Below are 21916 nucleotides of genomic sequence, written 5' to 3' on the forward strand. Positions count from 1 at the left end.
TTACTTTTTCTTCTTTTTAGCCTTAGGATTTGGTAAATCAGTGATCGAACCTTCGTAGATCTCAGCCGCTAGGCCTACAGACTCATGCAAGGTTGGGTGAGCATGAATTGTCAATGCTAGATCTTCTGCATCACAACCCATCTCGATCGCCAAGCCAATCTCACCAAGAAGCTCACCGCCGTTAACACCAACGATAGCGCCACCGATAACTCTATGAGTCTCTTTATCGAAAATCAGCTTAGTCATACCATCACTACAATCAGAAGCGATTGCACGGCCACTGGCAGCCCAAGGGAAACTTGCAGTCTCGTAGGCGATACCTTGCTCTTTGGCTTCTTTCTCGGTCAGACCAACCCAAGCGACTTCAGGGTCAGTGTAAGCAATTGAAGGGATCACTTTTGGATCGAAGAAGTGCTTCAAGCCTGAGATAACTTCTGCAGCCACATGGCCTTCATGCACACCTTTATGAGCAAGCATAGGCTGACCGACGATATCACCGATAGCGTAAATGTTAGGTACATTGGTACGCATCTGCTTATCAACATTGGTGAAGCCACGCTCATCAACATTAATTCCGGCTTTTTCAGCATCGATCGACTTACCGTTTGGTGCACGGCCGATTGCTACTAGCACAGCATCGTAACGAACCGCTTCAGTCGGTGCCTTCTTGCCTTCCATAGTGACATAGATACCATCATCTTTGGCTTCTACAGCTGTCACTTTAGTTTGCATCATAAGGTTAAACTTGTTCTTAACCTTCTTGGTGTAAACGCGAACGATATCTTTGTCAGCTGCAGGGATCAATTGATCCAGCATCTCGACAACATCTATCTGGCTACCCAGAGAAGCGTAAACAGTACCCATCTCAAGGCCTATGATGCCGCCGCCCATGATGAGCAACTTACCCGGAACTTCTTTAAGCTCCAATGCATCGGTAGAATCCCAGACACGTGGATCAGAATGAGGAATGAAAGGCAGTTCGATAGGGCGAGAACCTGCGGCAATGATCGCCTGTTCGAAATGAACCACTTTAACGCCGTCTTCACCAACAACTTCGATAGTGTTAGGACCGGTAAATTTACCGAAACCATTAACCACGTCGACTTTACGCATTTTAGACATGCCGCCTAAACCGCCTGTCAACTGGCTGATAACCGTATTCTTAAAACCACGTAGCTTATCAAGGTCGATCTTTGGCTCGCCAAAAACCACACCGTGATCGGCAACAGCTTTCGCCTCTTCGATCACTTTAGATACATGGAGAAGTGCCTTCGATGGGATACAACCCACGTTCAGACAAACACCACCAAGTGTGCTGAAACGTTCGATGATTACAGTGTCCAACCCTAAGTCAGCCGCACGGAACGCTGCCGAATAACCAGCAGGGCCTGAGCCTAATACCACTACCTGAGTTTTGATTTCGTTACTCATGATTTCCTCTATTCTTTTCATTTCCTTGCACTAACAAGTAGCGCAAGAATAAAACGTTGCCAGATCTTGTAAGGTGGCCGCATTTTAACCTTTGTTTGATACCGATCACAATCATACATTTACTATAAAAAAGGCTGCTTGTAATAAGCAGCCCCTTTTTTAAAGTACTAAGGTACGAATATCTGATAAGCAACTGTTTAAATAGCTGATGAAACGTGCACCTTCGGCGCCATCTACAACCCTATGGTCGTATGACAGTGATAGAGGCAACATCAAGCGAGGCTCGAAATCTTTGCCATTCCAAACCGGCTTCATCTCAGACTTAGACACCCCAAGAATTGCCACTTCTGGGGCATTTACAATTGGGGTAAATGCCGTGCCGCCAATGCCACCCAGACTAGAAATAGTGAAACAACCACCTTGCATGTCTGAAGCCGTTAACTTACCGCCACGTGCCTTCTTAGATATCAACTTTAATTCGTCTGATAACTCATGGATGCCCTTCTTGTTCACATCTTTGAAAACAGGGACAACCAGACCATTTGGCGTATCGACGGCAATACCGACATTAACATACTTCTTCATGATCAAACTCTCACCGTCTTCTGACAGAGATGAGTTGAATGTCGGGAAAGCTTCAAGAGCCTTAGCCACCGCCTTCATGATAAATACTAATGGAGTGATCTTCATGCCAGAATCTTTCTTAGCTTCCGCCGCATTTTGCGCCTTACGGAATACTTCGAGTTCTGTGATATCGGCGTTATCCCACTGAGTAACATGGGGGATCTTCACCCAGTTTCTGTGTAGATTAGCACCGGAAATCTTCTGAATGCGAGATAATGGCTTAACCTCGGTCTCACCAAACTTGCTAAAATCGATTTTTGGCCAAGCCAGTAAGTTAAGCTCGTTACCGCCGCTGGCAGCAGCTTTAATACTACCCGACTCAACTTGCTTAACTGCAGCCTTAACGTAGTTCTGCACATCTTCTTTAATCACGCGACTCTTGCGGCCCGTACCTTTTACATTAGCAAGGTTTACACCAAACTCACGAGCAAGACGACGGATCACAGGAGATGCATGTGCATAAGCTTCATTTTCAACAAAGTCAGTCTTAGCTGGCTTAGCCGTAGAGGCAGATACAGAAGTTGCTGCAGGAGCTGGCGCTGCGGCTACAGCTGCTGAAACAGGCGCTTGACCAGCGACTTCAAAAATCATGATTAAGGAGCCGGTAGAAACCTTGTCACCAGTGGCGACTTTGATCTCTTTAATCGTACCAGCAAAAGGTGCCGGTACTTCCATGGCAGCCTTATCGCCTTCGACACTGATCAGTGACTGTTCTTCGGTCACGTTATCACCGACTTTGACCATGATTTCGGTCACTTCGACTTCATCATCACCGATATCGGGGACTGCAACCTCTTGTACTGTTGCAACAGCGGCAACTGGAGCAGAGGCTTGTACAGCAGGAGCAGCCACGGCAGTCGTCGCTGCTGCTGAACCTGCAACTTCGAACACCAATACCAAGCTCCCAGTAGAAACCTTGTCACCGATCTCAACTTTAATCTCTTTTAAGACGCCATCAAAAGGAGCAGGCACCTCCATCGATGCCTTGTCGCCTTCGACACTTAAGATTGGCTGGTCTTCAGTAATACTGTCACCTAAATTGACTAAGATAGCAGTTACTTCGACTTCATCATCACCGATATCCGGTAGATTGACTTCTTTTAGCTCTGCAGACGCTGGTGCGGCAGCAGTCGTTACTGGCGCAGGAGCGGCCGCAGCTTGAGCTACTGGTGCCGATGCTGCTTCAGTTTCAAAGACCATGATCAATGAATCGGTAGCGACCTTATCTCCAACCGCAACCTTGATCTCTTTCACAACACCCGATTGAGATGCTGGCACTTCCATCGCGGCTTTGTCGCCTTCAACAGAAATAAGCGATTGTTCTTCTTCAACCCTGTCACCAACGCTGACTAAGATCTCGGTGACTTCAACCTCATCCGCACCAATATCAGGTACATTAATTTCGATTGTCATTTTGTTTTGCCTCTTACGCGTATAGCGGGTTGATCTTATCTGCATCAATATTAAATTTAGCGATGGCCTGAGCCACTACAGATTTTTCAATATCACCACGTTTAGCTAGTTCTGTCAGTGCTGCGACGACTACATAGCCAGCATTCACTTCGAAGTGACGACGCAAGTTATCACGGCTGTCAGAACGACCGAAACCATCGGTACCCAATACCTTGAATGATTCTGACGGCATGAAGGCGCGAACTTGCTCAGCGTAATTCTTCATGTAATCTGTAGCAGCGATTGCAGGTGCAGTGCTCATGACTTGAGTAATGTAAGCTTGCTTCTGCTCAGCTTCAGGATGCAGCATGTTGTAACGCTCTACACCTTGGCCTTCACGAGTTAATTCGTTGAAAGAAGTGACCGAGTAAACATCAGATGCAACATCATACTCTTCACTTAGAATTTTCGCCGCCTTACGCACTTCGTTCATGATAGTGCCAGAGCTCATCAGCTGAACCTGCTTACTACCTTTGTATGATTCAAGCTTGTAGATACCCTTACGAATACCTTCTTCAACGCCTTCAGGCATAGCTGGCATGGCGTAGTTTTCATTCATCAGAGTCAGGTAATAGAACACATTTTCCTGATCACCATACATGCGACGCATACCATCTTGAATGATGACCGCAACTTCATAGGCGAATGTCGGATCATAAGAGATACAGTTTGGAATTGTGTTTGCCTGAACATGGCTATGGCCATCTTCATGTTGCAAACCTTCACCGTTCAATGTGGTACGACCGGCTGTAGCACCGAGTAGGAAGCCACGCGCTTGTTGATCGCCCGCCATCCATGCCATATCGCCAACACGCTGGAAACCAAACATAGAGTAATAGATATAGAATGGGATCATAGGCAAATCGTTAGTGCTATATGATGTTGCCGCAGCAACCCATGAAGACATAGCACCTAACTCATTGATACCTTCCTGCAGTACCTGACCCGAAGTAGCCTCTTTATAGTAAGAAACAATTTCGCGATCTTGTGGTGTGTAGTTCTGACCCTGAGGATTATAGATACCTATCTGACGGAACAGGCCTTCCATACCAAATGTACGCGCCTCATCGGCGATGATAGGTACAATATTCTGACCCACGCCTTTGTTCTTCAATAATATATTTAGCGAGCGAACAAATGCCATAGTGGTCGAAATATCACGCTTCTGTTCTTGAAGTAGCGGCTTGAACTCATCAACTTCAGGCAGTTCAAGTGGCTTAGTGAAGTTAGGCAGACGCTGAGGCGTGTAACCATGCAGTGCGTCACGACGAGCATGTAAGTATTTATACTCTTCAGAACCTTCCTCTAGAGACAAATAAGGCAGCTCGGCAACATTCTCATCTGTCAGCAGGTCTTGAAGGCCGAGACGGTCACGCAATTGAAGTACGTGGGTCATGTCCATCTTCTTCACCTGGTGAGCAATGTTCTTGCCTTCGGCTGCGCCGCCCATACCGTAACCTTTAACGGTCTTGGCCAAGATCACTGTAGGCTTACCAACAGTATCTTGAGCGTTCTTAAAGGCAGCATAAAGTTTAGATGACTCATGACCACCACGCTTAAGAGCGAAGATATCAGCATCAGTCATATCTGAAACAAGCGCAGCGGTTTCTGGGTACTTACCAAAGAAGTGCTCACGTACGTAGGCACCATCTTTTGACTTAAATGTCTGATAATCACCATCCACAGTCTCATTCATCAACTGCAACAATTTACCAGTCGTATCTTTGGCTAACAGTGAATCCCAGTTGTTACCCCAAATAACCTTGACGACGTTCCAACCTGCGCCTCTAAACAGGCCTTCAAGCTCCTGAATGATGCTGCCGTTCCCCATCACTGGGCCATCGAGACGCTGCAGGTTACAGTTAATTAGGAAACATAGGTTATCTAGCTTTTCACGAGCCGCAAATGAAATCGCACCGCGTGATTCAGGCTCATCCATCTCACCATCGCCCAAGAAGGCATATACACGCTGGGCAGAGGTATCTTTCAAGCCACGACCATGAAGGTACTTGAGGAAGCGAGCCTGATAGATAGAAGACATAGGAGCCAGACCCATAGAAACAGTCGGAAACTGCCAGAACTCAGGCATTAGTTTTGGATGGGGATATGAAGGGATACCTTCACCATCGACTTCTTGACGGAAGTTATCTAGTTGGTCAGCAGTTAAGCGACCTTCTACGAATGCACGTGAATAAATGCCTGGGGAGATATGGCCCTGATAATAGACTAAATCACCACCATCTACATCGTTTGGTGCACGGAAGAAGTGATTAAAACAGACTTCGTAGAATGCAGCTGAAGACTGGAAAGATGCCATATGGCCACCTAGATCCAAATCCTTCTTAGACGCTCGTAGCACAATCATGATCGCGTTCCAGCGAATGATAGAACGAATACGGCGCTCTAGCGTAGTATTACCTGGGTATGCAGGCTCTTGGCTGGTGGGGATGGTGTTGATATAGTTGGTATTGATACCAGTCGCCATATCGACGCCGTCTAAACGGGCCTTATCGAGTACTTGTTCCAGTAGATACTGAGCACGCTCAACACCTTCTTCGCGAACAACTGATTCTAGAGCAGATAACCATTCTTGAGTCTCTAATGGATCCAGATCTTGTAGCATATGTTCAGACATTTCGCAGTCCTTTCCTATACGTAATACCCAAGTACCTAACTTCAGTACTTAGTGATATTAAAAATATTAAAAATATGATTTGGTGCTGGGCAGACTCTCACATCGCAGAGTGCCTAATCACCACTTTTTAAACGGCGCAGACTGCGCTGCAACCGACTATCTTCTTCCCTAACGGTCAGCATCACTTCCTCGATGTAGCTCAAATGCTCATTCGAGGCTTCACGGGCCGCTTCGGGATCACGGCGAACGATTGCAGCTAGCAATGCCAGCCTATGTTCGTTTGCCCTTGTGGATGCTTCCTCTCTTCGATTCAGCAATTCCAGGTTCTGTGCCACGTTCTTATGCAACACAGGAGCTAAACTGAGTACCAGATGCAACATGGCCACGTTATGTGACGCCTCTGCTATGGCACGATAAAAACGTACAATGGCTTCCGCCTGTAACTCGATCTCTTTCGCCGCTTCCACTTCCATGATGGTGCGCTTGATATTCTGCATATCGGCATCGGTACCACGAAGCGCGGCAAAATATGCCATCATGCCTTCGGTGGCATGACGAAATTCGAGTAGGTCATACTGACTCTCAGAGTCACTATGCATCAATTCAACTATGGGGTCTGCCAAACTTTGCCAAAGCTGTTCTTTGACATAGGTGCCACCGCCTTGACGGCGCAACAGCAAGCCTTTAGCTTCTAATTTTTGAATGGCTTCGCGTAACGAGGGACGGGATACTTCAAATTGAAGTGCCAGTTCACGCTCAGGAGGCAGTTTCTGACCTGGTTGTAGGCTTCCTTCCAAAATCATCTGCTCTAACTGACCCATGATGACGTCAGAGATTTTTGGCTGGTTTATTTTGTTATAAGCCATATGGCTCTCAGCTCCTATTGTAAATTGGTCTTACCAATTTAGTCGACTGAGCGCACTTTAGCAAATCACGTTTTGAAAGTCCAGTTAGTGACCTGAGTCAGGGAAACTCACGATGTGTGAGCATAGCGGAAAAATAACCTATAAAGGTCAGACCATTGTCGCTAATAGACAATCACTCATAGACATTCATTAGCAACAGACCAAGAGAGCCTGACCATTCTTAAGCTGTATTTACGCCACCACACCAAAGATAGTTAACAGAGAAAGCGTGGTTAACAATAAAATGAAATTACGTTTACTCAGCTGAAGCAATGCCAATGTTGCTTGGACACAAATGGGAGTTGACGATGCTTCAGGCTTGGGCTCTGCGGCTAAAGCCACTTGAGTCACTATGTCCCTGGCACTATGATTCAGACTTAACCCCAGCTGTCGCCAACTACTGAACGCTTGAGAAAATTGGCCACTGAGCACATAGCCGAAAGAAAAAATACGGCTCGGTAGCCAATCTAATAGCATTAGTACCTTATCCACTAAAGGTAATTCCAGTGATTTCTGCCGACTTTCATCGGCAAAGTAACGTACGGTACAATATAAGACTGCACCCGCCGGGCCGAAAAAAATGAGATAAAGAGCTACCGCACCGTAGAAACGATAATTGAGCCAAGTAACACTTTGACCGACTTTAGCGCCTAAATCACTCTCGCTGACAGCCTCAATAGAGCGCTTACAATCTAGTTCTTCGGCAAAATGATAACAAGCTTGAGAATCGCCTCGACAAGCCGCCTGCATGTATCGCTTAAAAGCCATTCTTTGTTTCTGATGGCTAAAGCACAAAATTGAGATACCAACCCAAAACAATAAACTCACTCCCCCCCATAACAAGCCGCTTACAGCCCAAGTCGCCACAAAAACTGTGACAGCTGGCAAAAGAAGCGCCAACGCCATCATAGCTTCTGAGTTGAGCTGCTGCTTACCAAAGAGGTTGGCAGAATAGAGTTCTAGAAATGATTCGAGTTGCCATGACTTAGGTAACAGCTTTAATCGCTCAACCATTATCGCCACTAATAAAGAAAACAGTGCCATATTAAGTCCATCCTTTTTACTCAAATTGAAACATCCAGTACTTGGGCTCATTTATCTCGCAAGCCTAAGGTATTCTCAGCTATCAACTGTAGAGATATTACTGACTCAGTCCCAGGGTTAACTCATGTTTATATCTAATCCAATCAAAACAATCACCGGGATCGGTTTTTCGGCCCGGCGCGATGTCACAATGACCGACAATAGCATCCAAATTTAACATGGGATATCTTGCCATCAAGCCAAGGGTCAGCCTAACCAACTCCTGATATTGTAACTCGGTATAATCTTGGGTATCTGTACCTTCTAGCTCTATGCCAACAGCAAAATCATTGCACCCTTGCCGCCCATGAAAACTTGATACCCCGGCATGCCAGGCGCGTTCATCACAAGAGACATACTGGATAATATTGCCATCTCTGCGTATAAGGAAATGTGCCGAGACTTCGAGACCTTCAAGATCTTTAAAACTGGGATCTGCAGCGATATCTAAACAACCTTGAAAAAGCTGACCTATAAAGGGTGTATCAAAGCAGCCTGCTGGTAGGCTGATATTATGAATAACTAAAAGGCTGACCTCATTATCAGGCCTTGAGTTAAAATGTGGTGACACACACCGTTTTATCCCATCGGCCCACCCCAGTTCAAAACTAGGAACTAGCTTAGCTTTAATCAACAATAAGTTAACCCGAAATCCGTCATATCTTATCAGCACTTTACCAGTTAGACCTCTCACTGAAAAGACCCATCGAGCTCACTACTACATCGCTGACACTCTCATCAGATACCAGTGTTGTAACTTGGAAAAGTGTAGCTCAAATAATGAATCGGCCTTGAGCTCTTTAGCTAATGAATCAACAAGCCATAGAGTATCAACGCTACCCTCTACCTTTATAAATCAAATTTGTTATTATTACTCTTATCAAGCATGACAGCCGATTTATATTCTAAATCATTCACCTGTCGTACCCAGCTTTTAAATTAAGCTCACCAAGGATCCCGATAATGTTGGAAAATGATATTAGGCTTGCAGTCAAAGCCGCACTTGAAGAGGACCTAGGTTATCAAGCCGCGATTCAAGCCGCGGCCAGCCATGATGTTAATAGCCCAGAGGATATGAGTAGCATAAATAGGGCTAATGCAGATATCACGGCGCAACTCATCCCGGCAGACAAGCATGCACAAGCAAGCTTAATCACACGTGAAGAGGGTGTATTTTGTGGCAAAGCTTGGGCTGAGCAGGTCTTCAACCAACTCGGTGGAGAAGTTGCCCTACACTGGCATGTTGATGATGGTGATCTGTTAGTGGCCAATCAGGTTCTGTGTGAGCTATCAGGCCCGGCCCGAGCCATCCTCACAGGCGAGCGCACCGCCATGAACTTCATTCAAACCTTATCTGGGGTCGCAACACTCACCAAACATTATGTGGATAAGATAGCCACCACCAATACCAAGCTGCTGGACACACGTAAGACAATTCCAGGGTTACGGACCGCTCAAAAGTATGCCGTCACCTGCGGCGGTGGCAAGAACCATAGGATCGGCCTGTTCGATGCCTTCCTTATCAAAGAAAACCACATCATGGCTTGTGGCGGCATAGCTCAAGCGATCTCTAAAGCCAGAGAGCTTCACTCAGATAAAATAGTCGAAGTAGAAGTAGAAAGCATCTTAGAACTACAGCAGGCGCTGGAAGCGGGATCGGATATCATCATGTTGGATAACTTCGACGTGACCATGATGCTCGAAGCGGTAGAAATCAATAAACGTCTGACCGACGAGAAACAGGCCAAACTCGAAGTATCGGGCAACGTCACTATAGATACTATCGCAGATTTTGCAAAAACTGGCGTCGACTATATCTCTGTTGGTGCGCTAACTAAGCATGTCCATGCCCTCGACCTGTCTCTTCGTTTGAAACACTAATCACCAGCGATGCTCCTTATACTAGATTTTAAGGTGACTCGCTGAGTCACCTTTTTTATAACAGCTAACATATCAGAACTAAGTAGAAGAAATAAGTAGAAGAGCTAAGCTCACCTACATTTAATTACCACCTCCCCCAATTCAAATAAACACGGCATAACATCTGTATCCAGCAAGATATACATGCATAAAAAACAAACAACATTAGCCACCACAAAAGCGCCCAAAAATTGACACTCGAAACTAAAGTGACAGTTTTTCATACACAGCCAAAAAAACACTAGAACCCAATTAACACTAATTTAACTTCTTTAGACTAAATCATCGCCAAATTAGTACTTTGTTGTAAATTACAGTTCCATTTCCATTAACTTTGTACTAACTTTGGACGTAGGCGAGATGGCCACTTCGGCCAACCTCACCTTAGGTTCACTTAGGTTCCTTAAAAAGAGCCACTTGAAAAAGCCGAACAAGCTTTCGAAGCCGCTATTAAAGGGTTAAGAGTCGAGCAAAAAAGTAGGAGGAGAACACTAGGTGCGGTTTGCCGGAAAGTACATAACAAGCAGTAAATAAAAGCAACAACAGCAAGAGTAGAATTAACTTAGGTTCGAGCCTATTCGAAGCTTAAGTTTTCTAAACAGTAACTTTAAATATTTAGCAAAATGACACGAAAAGTAAGACCCAATTTCTGATTTCAAGATGAGAAATAGTAACAAACACTTAATTTTAACGTTTATCTTAGAGATGCTCTTAGAATTTGTTTTAGAGTTCTTAGAATTAGTCTTAATGGATTAGTAAGGAAAGTTTAGCTAGCGCAGGAGCAATACGGCTAAGACGTCTATAATTAAGTTACTTTACTGATTCTAGCTTAGATGAGTCTAAGTTAGCATGAGCAAAGAGTTGCAGCTCCTCTCTTTAGCTTAGTTTTGTAAAGAGTAGAGTAGATGCTCTTATTAATGAGAAGAGTGGGTCGAGCGATTTAAGTCAACGGAGAGAGAAAATGAAAGGCATTAACTTGAAAAATAGACTAAACAAGAAGGCTCAGGGTTTCACTCTGATTGAATTAATGATCGTTGTTGCAATTATCGGTATTCTCGCCGCAATTGCACTACCTGCATATAAAGATTATGTAGTTTCTGCAGAAGGTGGCGCTGCAATGAAGGGCTTAACAGCCTTCTCACAGAAGGTGCAGACTTGTGTTCAAACAGGTATTGGCTGTGGTGCAGATATTACCGCAGAAGTAGGTAAAAACGCTAAATTAGCAGAGTCTGCAGTTACAGCTCGAGATACGGCGGTAACTCTTACATGGACTGATTCTACATGTATCATGACTGCTACATTTGATGCTGAAGGCGGTGTGGCATATCTCGTAACTACTGCTGATGCTGGTGACAAAACCTTGTGTGAAGATGGCGCAGGTTTATAGCAAATAGCTATAAAACTCAGATATAAGTTAGTCAGAAATTCTTTTTGACTAACTTATATTTATTATACTAACTATATGAGATAACTGAATGCCCACAACAGGCCTACACTTAGGCTTATCCACTCTTTTCATCCGTAAAAATTTGCTCACCGAAGAGCAGATCGCATCTGCTATCGCTAAATCACGCCAAACTAAACAATCTCTCGTCTCTACTATTGTTTCAGAAAACCTAATTTCTGCCCGCGAGATAGCCGAACTCTGTTATGAAGAATATGGCACGCCGCTGTTAGATTTAGATGAGTTTGACATCGCCAGCATTCCCGAAGACTTCCTCAACAAAAAGCTTATCGAGAAACATAAGTGTTTGCCGCTGTTTAAGCGGGGAAACCGTCTCTATATAGGCACTTCCGATCCCACGAATATCGCAGCGCTAGAAGACTTCCAGTTCAGTGCAGGCCTACATGCCGAAGCCATATTGGTCGAAGATGATAAGCTCACCAAGGCAATAGAGAAAACCTTAGAAGAGGACATCTCCGCACTGGATATCAGTGGCATAGATGAATCCTCTCTCGCCGACATAGAAGTAGACGATCCCAGTAAGCGTGAAGAGGAACAAACAGGCGAGAGTGGTGATGATGCGCCTATCGTTATCTATATCAATAAGATTTTAACCGATGCCATACGCAAAGGCGCATCGGATCTGCATTTTGAGCCCTATGAGAAACGTTACCGCATACGTTTTCGCATCGATGGCATCTTACATGAAGTATCTGAGCCTCCGGTAAACTTATCTAATCGCATATCGGCTCGTTTAAAAGTAATGTCCAAGCTGGATATCGCCGAACGCCGAGTCCCCCAAGATGGCCGCATCAAGATGAAGCTATCTCGTACTAAATCTATCGATTTCCGTGTCAGCACCTTGCCCACAATCTGGGGTGAGAAGATAGTAATGCGTATCTTAGATTCCTCTTCGGCGCAACTTGGCATCGAAAAATTAGGCTATGAAGACGATCAGCGTGAATTGTACGAGGAGATGCTAGAAAAACCCCAAGGCATGATACTTGTCACCGGCCCTACAGGTTCGGGTAAAACAGTTTCCCTGTATACAGGCCTCAACATACTCAATACAGAGGCTCGTAATATCTCTACCGCAGAGGATCCGGTGGAGATTAACCTCGAAGGGGTTAACCAGGTCCATATAAACTTAAAAGCTGGCCTAACATTTGCTTCGGCTTTACGCTCATTCCTTCGTCAAGACCCCGATGTAGTCATGGTAGGTGAGATTCGAGACTTAGAGACTGCCGAGATAGCTATCAAGGCGGCACAAACAGGTCACTTGGTGCTCTCTACACTGCACACAAACTCTGCAGCCGAAACCTTGACTCGCCTCATCAACATGGGCGTGCCCGGATACAACATAGCTAGCTCGGTAAACCTCATCATAGCCCAGCGTCTGGCACGTCGCCTCTGCCCCGAGTGTAAGCAAGCAGAAGAGATCCCAGAACATGAGCTACAAAAGCTTGGATTTAAACAGGCGAACATAGATGAAGGTATCACCACCTATAAACCTGTTGGCTGTGATCTCTGCTCCGGTGGCTACAAGGGCCGAGTGGGCATCTATGAGGTGATGAAGATATCAGAGGAAATAGCGCGTATCATCATGGAAGGCGGTAACTCCTTAGAGATAGCCACTACGGCCAAGGAGCAAGGCATGCGAGATCTAAGAGACTCGGGGCTACTCAAGGTCACTCAAGGCGTCACCAGCATCGCCGAGATTAATCGAGTCACCAGCTTCTAAACTCGACCATTTTTATTTTAAGGAAGGGCTATGGCTACAGCTAGTACAGTTAAAAAAAGACAAGCAAGAGCTAAGAAAGCCAATGTTAAGAGCCAGCCTAAGGTCATTACCTTCGAATGGAAAGGTGTCAATAAAGCCGGTCAAAAAACATCTGGGGAGCTAAAAGGTGCCACAGCTGCCGAAGTCAGAAGTCAGCTGAAAACTCAGGGTGTCACCCCAAAATCGGTCAAGAAGCAATCGGCAAGCCTATTTCAACTGGGCGCTCCCAAGATAAATGCCATGGATATCGCCATGATAACTAGGCAGATAGCTACCATGCTCTCTGCTGGAGTGCCTCTGGTGACAACCATAGAGATGTTAGGTCGAGGTCATGAAAAAGCCAAGATGCGTGAACTCTTAGGCACCATTCTCAATGATGTACAAGCCGGTATCCCACTGTCCGATGCATTGAGACCCCATAGACAATATTTCGACGACCTTTATGTGGATTTGGTCGCCGCCGGTGAGCACTCAGGCTCCTTAGATGCGGTGTTCGACCGTGTCGCCATGTATAGAGAAAAAGCTGAGGCACTTAAATCTAAAATCAAGAAGGCCATGTTCTACCCCGCTGCAGTGGTTGTGGTTGCCATAGGCGTCACAACTTTACTATTACTTTTTGTCGTGCCACAGTTCCAAGAAATATTTGCCGGTTTTGGTGCCGAACTACCTGCGTTTACCCAGTTTGTCATAGGCATTTCTGAAGCCCTGCAAGCCTCTTGGTATATTTTTGCAGTAGCAATTATAATCGGAACGTTTCTGTTTACTCGAGCACACAGAAGCTCTCAAACATTTAGAGATCAAGTAGATACCTCGGTCCTTAAAATACCAGCTATTGGTCCCATCCTCCATAAAGCCGCCATGGCACGTTTCGCACGTACATTAGCGACCACTTTCTCAGCTGGTGTGCCTCTTATTGATGGCCTGGAATCAGCAGCTGGCGCCTCTGGTAATGCCGTATACCGCAAAGCACTAATTAAGGTTCGTAGTGAGGTCATGGCAGGGATGCAAATGAACATCGCCATGCGCACCACCAACTTATTCCCTGATATGCTGATCCAGATGGTGATGATAGGAGAAGAGTCCGGTGGGCTCGATGACATGCTCAACAAGGTTGCCAATATTTACGAGATGCAGGTAGATGATGCCGTAGACGGACTATCAAGCCTAATCGAACCTATCATGATGGTGGTGATCGGCACTTTAGTCGGTGGCTTAATCGTCGCCATGTATCTTCCTATCTTCGAAATGGGTAAGATTATTAACTAGCAAGACTCCATTAACATCAAATAACCAGAAATCTAATGACAGAATTAATAACCATATTGAGCCACAACTTGTGGCTATTTAGCGCTATCGCTTTTATCTTTGCCGCCGTTATTGGCAGTTTCCTCAATGTCGTTATTCATCGCTTTCCCGTGATGATGAAGCGTGAGTGGCAGCAAGAATGTAATCAATACCTCAATGAATACCATAAAGAGCTCATTGGTTCTATCTCAAAAACGCTCGAAGGAGCCATAGATGGCTTTCCTGAGAAATATAACCTGATAGTACCGGGCTCTGCCTGCCCCAAATGCAAGACAGATATCAAGCCCTGGCATAACCTGCCTGTTATTGGCTGGATAATATTAAAAGGAAGGTGTGCTTCATGTAGCACGCCTATATCGGCACGCTACCCAATAATAGAGTTACTAACTGGGCTGGCTGTGGCCTTTCTCGCGCTTCATTTCGGTCCTAGCTGGGAATTTGCCTTCGCAACATTGCTCACCTTCGTACTGATAGCTCTAACAGGTATAGATCTCGATGAGATGCTACTTCCCGACCAGCTCACCCTACCTTTGCTATGGCTAGGCTTGCTGATAAACCTAAACAGCACCTTTACCAGTCCAACCGATGCATTAATCGGAGCGGCAGCGGGTTATATGAGCCTCTGGAGTGTCTTCTGGGCATTTAAACTGTTAACAGGTAAGGAAGGTATGGGGTATGGAGATTTCAAGCTTTTAGCGGTGTTTGGTGCCTGGTTTGGCTGGCAGCTACTGCCACTCATCATCCTCCTCTCATCAGTAGTCGGCGCGATTGTTGGCATCATGCTGATCATCAGCAAGAAACTCAATCAAGGTAATCCAATTCCCTTTGGGCCTTATATCGCCCTAGCAGGCTGGATAGCCATGATCTGGGGCAGTGATATCAATAATTGGTATCTGTCCACCCTATAAAGCTACAGCTCTTCATAGAATGGTGTAAAAAATAAGATTATGTCTAAATATTTAATAGGCTTAACTGGCGGTATAGGTAGCGGCAAAACCACAGTCGCCAATCTATTTGCGGAATTAGGCATCGAGCTAGTCGATGCCGATATCGTCGCACGAGATGTGGTAGAAATCGGCACTAGCGGTTTAAATCAAATCGTCGACCATTTCGGCAGACAAATCTTGAACCAAGATGCTAGCCTAGATCGCTCGGCTCTACGAGAGATCATCTTCAATCAGCCGAAAGAGCGAAGTTGGCTCAACAATTTATTACACCCCATAATACGTACCGAGATGCTAAATCAATTAGCCGCTTCGTCATCACCCTACACAATTCTTGTCGCTCCCTTGCTATTTGAGAATGAATTAGATAGGTTAGTAGATCGTACACTTTTGATTGATATTTCACCGGAACAACAACGAAAGCGTACAGTTAACAGGGATTCGGTAACTAACGAGCAAGTAGAAAAAATTATAAGTAGCCAGGCCCCAAGAGCCGAGAAGCTACTTAAAGCTGATGATGTCATAGACAATCATGGAGAGATATCGGCGCTAAAAAGCAAAGTAATTGCACTACATAATAATTATTTAAAATTGTCCAATAACGCTTAATAATCGCCATGACTGAATTGATCTATGAACAGCCTTTAAACGAGAAAACTCGAAGCTACCTTAGACTTGAGTATCTTGAACAACAACTGCAAATGAACTTGGATCAAGATCATCAAGATCGTTGTTTCTATCCACTTTTCTCTTTATGTGAGTTGGCTGAGCGATGCGACTATCGCGGCGAAGTCCTGAAAGATCTCGATAAGCAGATTTTACTACTCTCAAATTGGAAAAGCCTGCCTCACATAGATAAACAGCAAGTCGAAAAGTACTTATCCCAACTATCCAATGCTCGAGAAACACTTCAAACAAGCGAAAGACCTGGTAGCCAACTAAAACAGAATCGATTCTTAATGGCTTTACGTCAAAGATTCAACATGCCTGGAGCATGTTGTAACTTTGACTTACCACAACTTCATTATTGGTTAGCCAAGCCCTGGGATGTTCGAAAAAATGAGTACTCACAATGGCTAGATACCTTTAGAGTTTTACTAACACCAATCAGTCTGCTTTTAGAACTAACTAGGTTAACAACTGAGTATACTGAAGCCGTGGCGAAAGCAGGCTTCTATCAAGGCAATAGTAATCAGGCACTGTCATTAATTAGAGTGCAACTAGACTCCCATCAAGGCTGCTACCCAACCATTAGCGGCCATAAGAATAGATACGCTATTCACTTCGTACAATTCGATCAACAGAAACACTCGGATAAAGCGATTGAGTTTAAGTTAGCAACCTGCATCTAAAGTCAGTATTATAGCTCGCATATAAAACATCATGTTTAAACAGCTATACTTGGGCTACATCTTAACCCACAGTTAAAGCCAAGTTTACGAGCCTACCTTGTAGAGACCAAACAATGACAACCCGAGTAAAATGCCCCACCTGCCAAGCTGAAGTGATCTGGAATTCTGAGTCCAAATTTAAGCCTTTCTGCAGCGATCGCTGTAAGTTAATCGACCTAGGAGACTGGGCATCCGAAAAACACGCGATTCCAGTCAAACCCGAATTTGATCATGAGACTCTGGATGCCCAGGGATATGATGAATCAGGTTTCTTCAAAGAGGATTAATCCAATTGTCAGTCTCGATAGCTAAAACCAAAAGAGTACACGTTGCAGTAGGCGTGATAATGAATACAGATAATCAGATTTTACTGGCCAAACGCCTCACTCATCTCCATCAAGGTGGAAAATGGGAATTCCCAGGCGGTAAAGTCGAACAAGGAGAATCTGTAACCCAAGCATTAGCTCGAGAGTTGAAAGAAGAAGTTGATTTAACCATCACAGACACAAGCTCCCTGATGAGCATCAGTCATGACTACCCAGATAAGCAAGTACTCTTAGATATCCATTGGGTAACTTGCTTCACAGGAGAAGCTCAAGGGCTTGAAGGACAGGAAGTTAAGTGGGTCGCTAAATCAGATTTACATGACTACGATTTCCCCGATGCCAATAAACCTATTATCGAGAAAATTTTAATGAGCTAGTTCATCTAGCTCTCAAGTATCTTTCATCCAAATATCTGACCACTTTGACCTGTCATAGCACTCCGTAACCACTAATCTTGAAGATTTGTATGCATTTATACCTTTAAAATCTGTAACAGGATCACTAAAGCCAATTCACACAGAAATTTTAAATACGTTATTATTTTCTCTCCCGCTCATACCAATCGGTATATTTAGAATATTAAAAATGTTCTTTATTGATTAAGTTGCAGATTAATTGTCCCATTGGCGAACAGGCATACTGCGCCTGATAGGGTGAAAAAGTGTGCCTGAAATGCTGTCAGAAAAATGATTAAACTCGATGGCCTTAACCTACAAGGCTGTTAACGAGGCGCACGCCATGTTAGCTTATTGATATCAAATCATTTGCCGCTGGAATATTTTGGTAAAGGATTTGTAATCATGCCGTCGCCTGCAACAAGCTAAGTACAGCCCCAAGATTGAACTCTAACAATTGTTAGTGAAAGGCACGTGCGCAACATTTTCTAACCTAAAGCACTGAGTTCTTATGAAAAGTATAATTTTAATTGGTGGTTTACTCCTTAGTAGCGCTACACATCAAGCTTTTGCCCAAGAGCAATGCGGTAAAGTCACTATCGCAGATATGAATTGGAGCTCGGCTTCATTAATCGCGAATGTTGACCGCTTCATTCTAGAACATGGCTATGGCTGTGAAGCCGAGCTGATCCCAGGCGATACTATGCCTACCAGCACCTCAATGGTTGAAAAAGGTGAGCCAGACATCGCCCCGGAGATCTGGAGCAACAACGTTAAAGAGCTTATCGCACGAGGGGTCAATGACAAGCGGCTGACTATCGCAGGTAATTCACTTTCCGATGGCGGTGAAGAAGGCTTTTGGGTTCCCCAATATATGGTCGACAAAGATCCAAGTCTAAAAACCATTGAAGGAGTTATCGCTAAAGTAAAAAGCTTTGAACACCCGGAAGATCCTGAACGTGGCGCATTTTATGGCTGCCCGGCGGGTTGGGGCTGTCAAATCTCGGCCGAAAACCTGTATCGAGCCCTAAAGCTCGATGCTGCTGGATTCGATCTTGTCGATCCTGGTTCAGGAGCTGGCCTGTCTGGTTCCATTGCCCGAGCCTATGAGCGTAAAAAGCCTTGGTTTGGCTACTATTGGGCACCCACGGCGATATTAGGTAAATACAAAATGACCAAGGTAGATTTTGGTACCGGTATCGATGCGGATCATTTTCGCGATTGTATCTCACAAGTTGAGTGCGCAGAACCTAAGGTCACCATGTATCCATCGGCACTGGTACAAACTGTCACCACCACAGCCTTCGCCGAAAGATCACCCCAGGGATTTGAGTATCTTGGTAAACGCTCTCTGACCAATGCCCAAATGAATGGCTTGCTCGCTTGGATGGAAGATAACCAGGCAGATGGCAATATCGCAGCCGAGTACTTCCTGATGAATCATGAAGACATCTGGCTTAAATGGGTTCCCACCGATGTTGCCGCAAAGGTTAAATCGGCAATCAAAGCACTATAAACCCAAAAAACGCGAGGCCTACTGAGCCTCGCGACTTTTATCCCCATCTAGATTATCCCGTGTAAAAAACTATAGAGGTACTAATGGCTGACTTTTCTTGGTTCAGCAAGTTTCCGAAAATGGACCGCTCCACTTTGCTGGAAATTCGTAAATATTTGGACAGTAGCTTTCGGGACTTCTCCCGTGAGTATGGTGATGCCATCGAGTCTTTCTTCGATCCACTGCTCAGCTTTCTTATCTGGTTTGAAAAGCTGTTGGTGCAATCCCCCTGGTGGGCTGTACTGCTCTCTATTACCGCTTTAGTTTATTTCACCAGTCGTTCATGGAAATTGTCCTTGGGCGTCATCGTTTCCTTTCTACTTATCGGCTATTTCGGCATGTGGGAAGATACGATGCGAACCCTTAGTATCATTACCGTATGTACGTTAATGGCCATCGTACTGGGCGTCCCCATTGGTATCTTAATGGCTCGCAACAATCGAACTCAGGCTGTAGTAACACCAATTCTGGACGTAATGCAAACCATGCCCGCCTTCGTTTACCTAATCCCTGTGGTCATGTTACTTGGCATTGGCAAGGTGCCAGGGGTCATAGCCGTTGTCATCTATGCTATCCCACCAGTTATCCGATTGACTAACTTGGGGATCCGTCTGGTAGACAAAGAAGTGCTGGAGGCAGCCACCGCCTATGGCGCTAATTCGATTCAACGTCTAATGGGGGTTCAGTTACCACTGGCCTCTCCCACTATCATGGCAGGTATCAACCAGACCATTATGATGGCACTGGGGATGGTCGTGATTGCGTCTATGATTGGCGTCAAGGGCTTAGGTCAGCCAGTCCTCAAGTCAATCACCAACCAGTATTTCACCTTGGGGCTCTTTAACGGTTTAGCCATCGTCGCTCTCGCCATTATTTTTGATCGCACCTCTCAAGCCTACGCAAAGCGATCTCAGCAACATATGCAGGGTGGACAGCATGACTAACGAATCACAAACAGAGCCACTCATTCAAATAAAAGATCTCTTCAAGATCTTTGGTAAAAAACCAACCGACGTGATGCCTATGGTTAGGGAAGGTTTATCCAAGGATGACATTCTGGCAAAAACCGGACATACAGTGGGTCTTAAAGCCATCAACCTCGACATTCACAAGGGAGAAATCTTTGTGATTATGGGTCTATCAGGCTCGGGGAAATCAACCTTGATCCGTCACTTCAATCGGCTTATCGATCCTACTGAAGGGCAAATCTTAGTTGAAGGCGTAGACGTAATGAAGCTCAATACCAAGGAGCTCGAGCAATTTCGTCGTAAGAAAATGGCAATGGTATTCCAACGCTTTGGTTTAATGCCCCACAGAAGCGTACTGGAAAATGTGGCCTATGGGCTCAGTGTACAAGGGATAGATAAAGCTACGAGAAATTCCAAAGCAAAACAATGGCTTGAGACTGTCGGTCTAACCGGATATGAGCAGCAGTTCCCCGCTCAACTTTCCGGTGGTCAGCAACAACGCGTCGGCTTGGCGAGGGCTCTGTGTACCGATGCAGAAATCCTGTTGATGGATGAAGCCTTCTCGGCACTGGATCCTCTGATACGCAGTGAAATGCAGGACCAACTGATTGAACTACAAAAAGAGCTGCATAAAACCATCATTTTCATTACCCATGATCTCGATGAAGCGTTGCGAATTGGCGACCGCATCGCGATCCTCAAAGATGGCAACCTGATCCAGGTGGGTGAGCCGGTGGACATCTTGCTCAATCCTGCCGATGACTATGTAGAAGCCTTCGTAAAGGACGTAAACCGACCGCGAGCTCTAACTGTAGAGACAGTCATGAAACCCCCAGCATATCGCCTAACCGCAGACACGATAGGCGAGGCGCTCAAACAAATGAAACGTATCCCGGCTAACTACGCCTATTACGTTACCGATGAGGGTTTTCAGGGGGTTGTGTGTCAGATAGCACTAGAAGATGCAGTCAAGACAGATAAAGAAGCGCCGATGGAAGAGTTCAAGGTAGAAGAGTTGGAGCCGATATCACCTGATGCTCTGCTCGAAAGTATCATACCTGCAACCATGGAATCAGACTTTCCTCTGCCCGTTGTCGATTCCGATGGTGACTTACAAGGTGAGCTTTCCCGTACTCACCTGGCCGACGTGCTAGCGGATTTCTACACAGGTGATGCTGACAACAGCACTGAAGTAGACGCAAAAAAGCCAAACTCGAGCGGTAAGGATAAATAGTAGACAGCTACATAGCCCTGAAGCAAATAGCAAAAAGTCCGCTTATCTTTCGATAAGCGGACTTTTCTAAAAGGTTGAGTTGGCCGATAAGCCGGGTCTTGTCGTGGACAGTTATTCATCTAGGCCTGCAATCGCTCACAGGCTCAAGCGACCTACCCGGTTCCAACGCGAGCCGCGCCGTCTGGAACCCTATTTGGTCTTGCTTCGGGTAGAGTTTACCTTGCCACAGACTATTACTAGCCGTGCGGTGCGCTCTTACCGCACCCTTTCACCCTTACCAATCCGAAGATTGGCGGTCTCCTCTCTGCTGCACTTGTCGTCGGTTCACACCGCCCAGGCGTTACCTGGTACCCTGCTCTATGAAGCCCGGACTTTCCTCCCCGTTCTTACGAACGCGGCAACTGTCTGGCCAACTCGGCGCGGATTATAACGAGTGTTGGCGATTACGGCAAGTTCTTAAATGCCCAGAGTTAATAACCTGGGTCGTCTCAAGCCCACGAAGTCCCTAGGTCAAACTCGCTGCA

At 45.4% G+C, this 21916-nt stretch carries 18 protein-coding genes and 1 other RNA gene; 12 read left to right on the forward strand and 7 right to left on the reverse strand.

The features are described 5' to 3' along the window. The 6 genes from lpdA to ampD form a co-directional block, all read right to left on the reverse strand. A complete protein-coding gene (lpdA, locus tag sps_RS26455; RefSeq protein ID WP_077755232.1) occupies positions 1-1431 on the reverse strand; it encodes a dihydrolipoyl dehydrogenase in 1431 nt (476 codons plus the stop codon). A 159-nt stretch (positions 1432-1590) separates the two neighbouring features. Continuing rightward, a complete protein-coding gene (gene aceF, locus sps_RS26460) occupies positions 1591-3468 on the reverse strand; it encodes a pyruvate dehydrogenase complex dihydrolipoyllysine-residue acetyltransferase (RefSeq protein WP_077755233.1) in 1878 nt (625 codons plus the stop codon). 13 nt (positions 3469-3481) lie between these two features. Next, positions 3482-6142: a pyruvate dehydrogenase (acetyl-transferring), homodimeric type gene (aceE, locus tag sps_RS26465; RefSeq protein ID WP_077755234.1), complete on the reverse strand. Its 2661-nt coding sequence runs from the start codon at positions 6140-6142 to the stop codon at positions 3482-3484. A 113-nt stretch (positions 6143-6255) separates the two neighbouring features. Further along, positions 6256-7008: a pyruvate dehydrogenase complex transcriptional repressor PdhR gene (gene pdhR, locus sps_RS26470; RefSeq protein ID WP_077755235.1), complete on the reverse strand. Its 753-nt coding sequence runs from the start codon at positions 7006-7008 to the stop codon at positions 6256-6258. A 231-nt stretch (positions 7009-7239) separates the two neighbouring features. Beyond that, a complete protein-coding gene (ampE, locus tag sps_RS26475; RefSeq protein WP_077755236.1) occupies positions 7240-8091 on the reverse strand; it encodes a beta-lactamase regulator AmpE in 852 nt (283 codons plus the stop codon). Between the two features lie 97 nt (positions 8092-8188). Further along, complete coding sequence (gene ampD / locus sps_RS26480; protein WP_169916025.1) at positions 8189-8764, reverse strand: 1,6-anhydro-N-acetylmuramyl-L-alanine amidase AmpD; 576 nt, start codon at positions 8762-8764, stop codon at positions 8189-8191. A 329-nt stretch (positions 8765-9093) separates the two neighbouring features. On the opposite strand from ampD, the gene nadC reads away from it, so the two are divergent. The 12 genes from nadC to sps_RS26540 all read left to right on the forward strand — a co-directional run bounded on the left by nadC (position 9094) and on the right by sps_RS26540 (position 21392). Further along, entirely contained in the window at positions 9094-10011 is a 918-nt protein-coding gene (nadC, locus tag sps_RS26485; RefSeq protein WP_077755237.1) for a carboxylating nicotinate-nucleotide diphosphorylase, read from the forward strand. A 1000-nt stretch (positions 10012-11011) separates the two neighbouring features. Continuing rightward, a complete protein-coding gene (locus sps_RS26490) occupies positions 11012-11437 on the forward strand; it encodes a prepilin-type N-terminal cleavage/methylation domain-containing protein (protein ID WP_077755238.1) in 426 nt (141 codons plus the stop codon). Between the two features lie 88 nt (positions 11438-11525). Continuing rightward, the gene (gene pilB / locus sps_RS26495) at positions 11526-13235 is read left to right on the forward strand and encodes a type IV-A pilus assembly ATPase PilB (RefSeq protein WP_077755239.1); all 1710 of its coding nucleotides are present in this window, start codon (positions 11526-11528) and stop codon (positions 13233-13235) included. A 30-nt stretch (positions 13236-13265) separates the two neighbouring features. After that, positions 13266-14540, forward strand: coding sequence for a type II secretion system F family protein (locus sps_RS26500; RefSeq protein WP_077755240.1), 1275 nt, complete (start codon positions 13266-13268; stop codon positions 14538-14540). Between the two features lie 35 nt (positions 14541-14575). Further along, positions 14576-15487, forward strand: a complete 912-nt coding sequence (locus sps_RS26505; RefSeq protein ID WP_077755241.1) for a prepilin peptidase — start codon at positions 14576-14578, stop codon at positions 15485-15487. Between the two features lie 39 nt (positions 15488-15526). Continuing rightward, complete coding sequence (gene coaE, locus sps_RS26510; protein ID WP_077755242.1) at positions 15527-16132, forward strand: dephospho-CoA kinase; 606 nt, start codon at positions 15527-15529, stop codon at positions 16130-16132. A gap of 8 nt (positions 16133-16140) precedes the next feature. Then, a complete protein-coding gene (gene zapD / locus sps_RS26515) occupies positions 16141-16875 on the forward strand; it encodes a cell division protein ZapD (RefSeq protein ID WP_077755243.1) in 735 nt (244 codons plus the stop codon). Positions 16876-16988: 113 nt separating this feature from the next. Next, on the forward strand, positions 16989-17201 hold the full coding sequence (yacG, locus tag sps_RS26520) for a DNA gyrase inhibitor YacG (protein ID WP_077755244.1): 213 nt from the start codon (positions 16989-16991) through the stop codon (positions 17199-17201). Between the two features lie 5 nt (positions 17202-17206). Continuing rightward, a complete protein-coding gene (mutT, locus tag sps_RS26525) occupies positions 17207-17617 on the forward strand; it encodes an 8-oxo-dGTP diphosphatase MutT (RefSeq protein WP_077755245.1) in 411 nt (136 codons plus the stop codon). A gap of 529 nt (positions 17618-18146) precedes the next feature. Continuing rightward, on the forward strand, positions 18147-19151 hold the full coding sequence (locus tag sps_RS26530) for an ABC transporter substrate-binding protein (protein WP_077755246.1): 1005 nt from the start codon (positions 18147-18149) through the stop codon (positions 19149-19151). 83 nt (positions 19152-19234) lie between these two features. Continuing rightward, positions 19235-20134: an ABC transporter permease gene (locus tag sps_RS26535; RefSeq protein ID WP_077755247.1), complete on the forward strand. Its 900-nt coding sequence runs from the start codon at positions 19235-19237 to the stop codon at positions 20132-20134. Further along, positions 20127-21392 (forward strand): quaternary amine ABC transporter ATP-binding protein, encoded by a 1266-nt coding sequence (locus tag sps_RS26540; RefSeq protein WP_077755248.1) that lies wholly within the window; start codon positions 20127-20129, stop codon positions 21390-21392. The genes sps_RS26535 and sps_RS26540 overlap by 8 nt, the downstream gene beginning before the upstream one ends. Positions 21393-21463: 71 nt before the next feature. Here sps_RS26540 and rnpB read toward each other — a convergent pair. Beyond that, positions 21464-21809: RNase P RNA component class A (gene rnpB, locus sps_RS26545), an RNA gene on the reverse strand. Positions 21810-21916: the final 107 nt, after the last annotated feature.

The organism is Shewanella psychrophila (assembly GCF_002005305.1).
Lineage (GTDB): Bacteria > Pseudomonadota > Gammaproteobacteria > Enterobacterales > Shewanellaceae > Shewanella > Shewanella psychrophila.

Excerpts from the sequence above, each read along its gene's own strand:
- sps_RS26540 (WP_077755248.1), top strand. The coding sequence starts at position 20,127 with ATGACTAACGAATCACAAACAGAGCCACTCATTCAAATAAAAGATCTC.
- pdhR (WP_077755235.1), bottom strand. The coding sequence starts at position 7,008 with ATGGCTTATAACAAAATAAACCAGCCAAAAATCTCTGACGTCATCATG.
- coaE (WP_077755242.1), top strand. The coding sequence starts at position 15,527 with ATGTCTAAATATTTAATAGGCTTAACTGGCGGTATAGGTAGCGGCAAA.
- sps_RS26490 (WP_077755238.1), top strand. The coding sequence starts at position 11,012 with ATGAAAGGCATTAACTTGAAAAATAGACTAAACAAGAAGGCTCAGGGT.
- yacG (WP_077755244.1), top strand. The coding sequence starts at position 16,989 with ATGACAACCCGAGTAAAATGCCCCACCTGCCAAGCTGAAGTGATCTGG.
- pilB (WP_077755239.1), top strand. The coding sequence starts at position 11,526 with ATGCCCACAACAGGCCTACACTTAGGCTTATCCACTCTTTTCATCCGT.
- nadC (WP_077755237.1), top strand. The coding sequence starts at position 9,094 with ATGTTGGAAAATGATATTAGGCTTGCAGTCAAAGCCGCACTTGAAGAG.
- aceE (WP_077755234.1), bottom strand. The coding sequence starts at position 6,142 with ATGTCTGAACATATGCTACAAGATCTGGATCCATTAGAGACTCAAGAA.
- sps_RS26505 (WP_077755241.1), top strand. The coding sequence starts at position 14,576 with ATGACAGAATTAATAACCATATTGAGCCACAACTTGTGGCTATTTAGC.
- zapD (WP_077755243.1), top strand. The coding sequence starts at position 16,141 with ATGACTGAATTGATCTATGAACAGCCTTTAAACGAGAAAACTCGAAGC.
- lpdA (WP_077755232.1), bottom strand. The coding sequence starts at position 1,431 with ATGAGTAACGAAATCAAAACTCAGGTAGTGGTATTAGGCTCAGGCCCT.
- sps_RS26535 (WP_077755247.1), top strand. The coding sequence starts at position 19,235 with ATGGCTGACTTTTCTTGGTTCAGCAAGTTTCCGAAAATGGACCGCTCC.
- sps_RS26500 (WP_077755240.1), top strand. The coding sequence starts at position 13,266 with ATGGCTACAGCTAGTACAGTTAAAAAAAGACAAGCAAGAGCTAAGAAA.
- aceF (WP_077755233.1), bottom strand. The coding sequence starts at position 3,468 with ATGACAATCGAAATTAATGTACCTGATATTGGTGCGGATGAGGTTGAA.
- sps_RS26530 (WP_077755246.1), top strand. The coding sequence starts at position 18,147 with ATGAAAAGTATAATTTTAATTGGTGGTTTACTCCTTAGTAGCGCTACA.
- ampE (WP_077755236.1), bottom strand. The coding sequence starts at position 8,091 with ATGGCACTGTTTTCTTTATTAGTGGCGATAATGGTTGAGCGATTAAAG.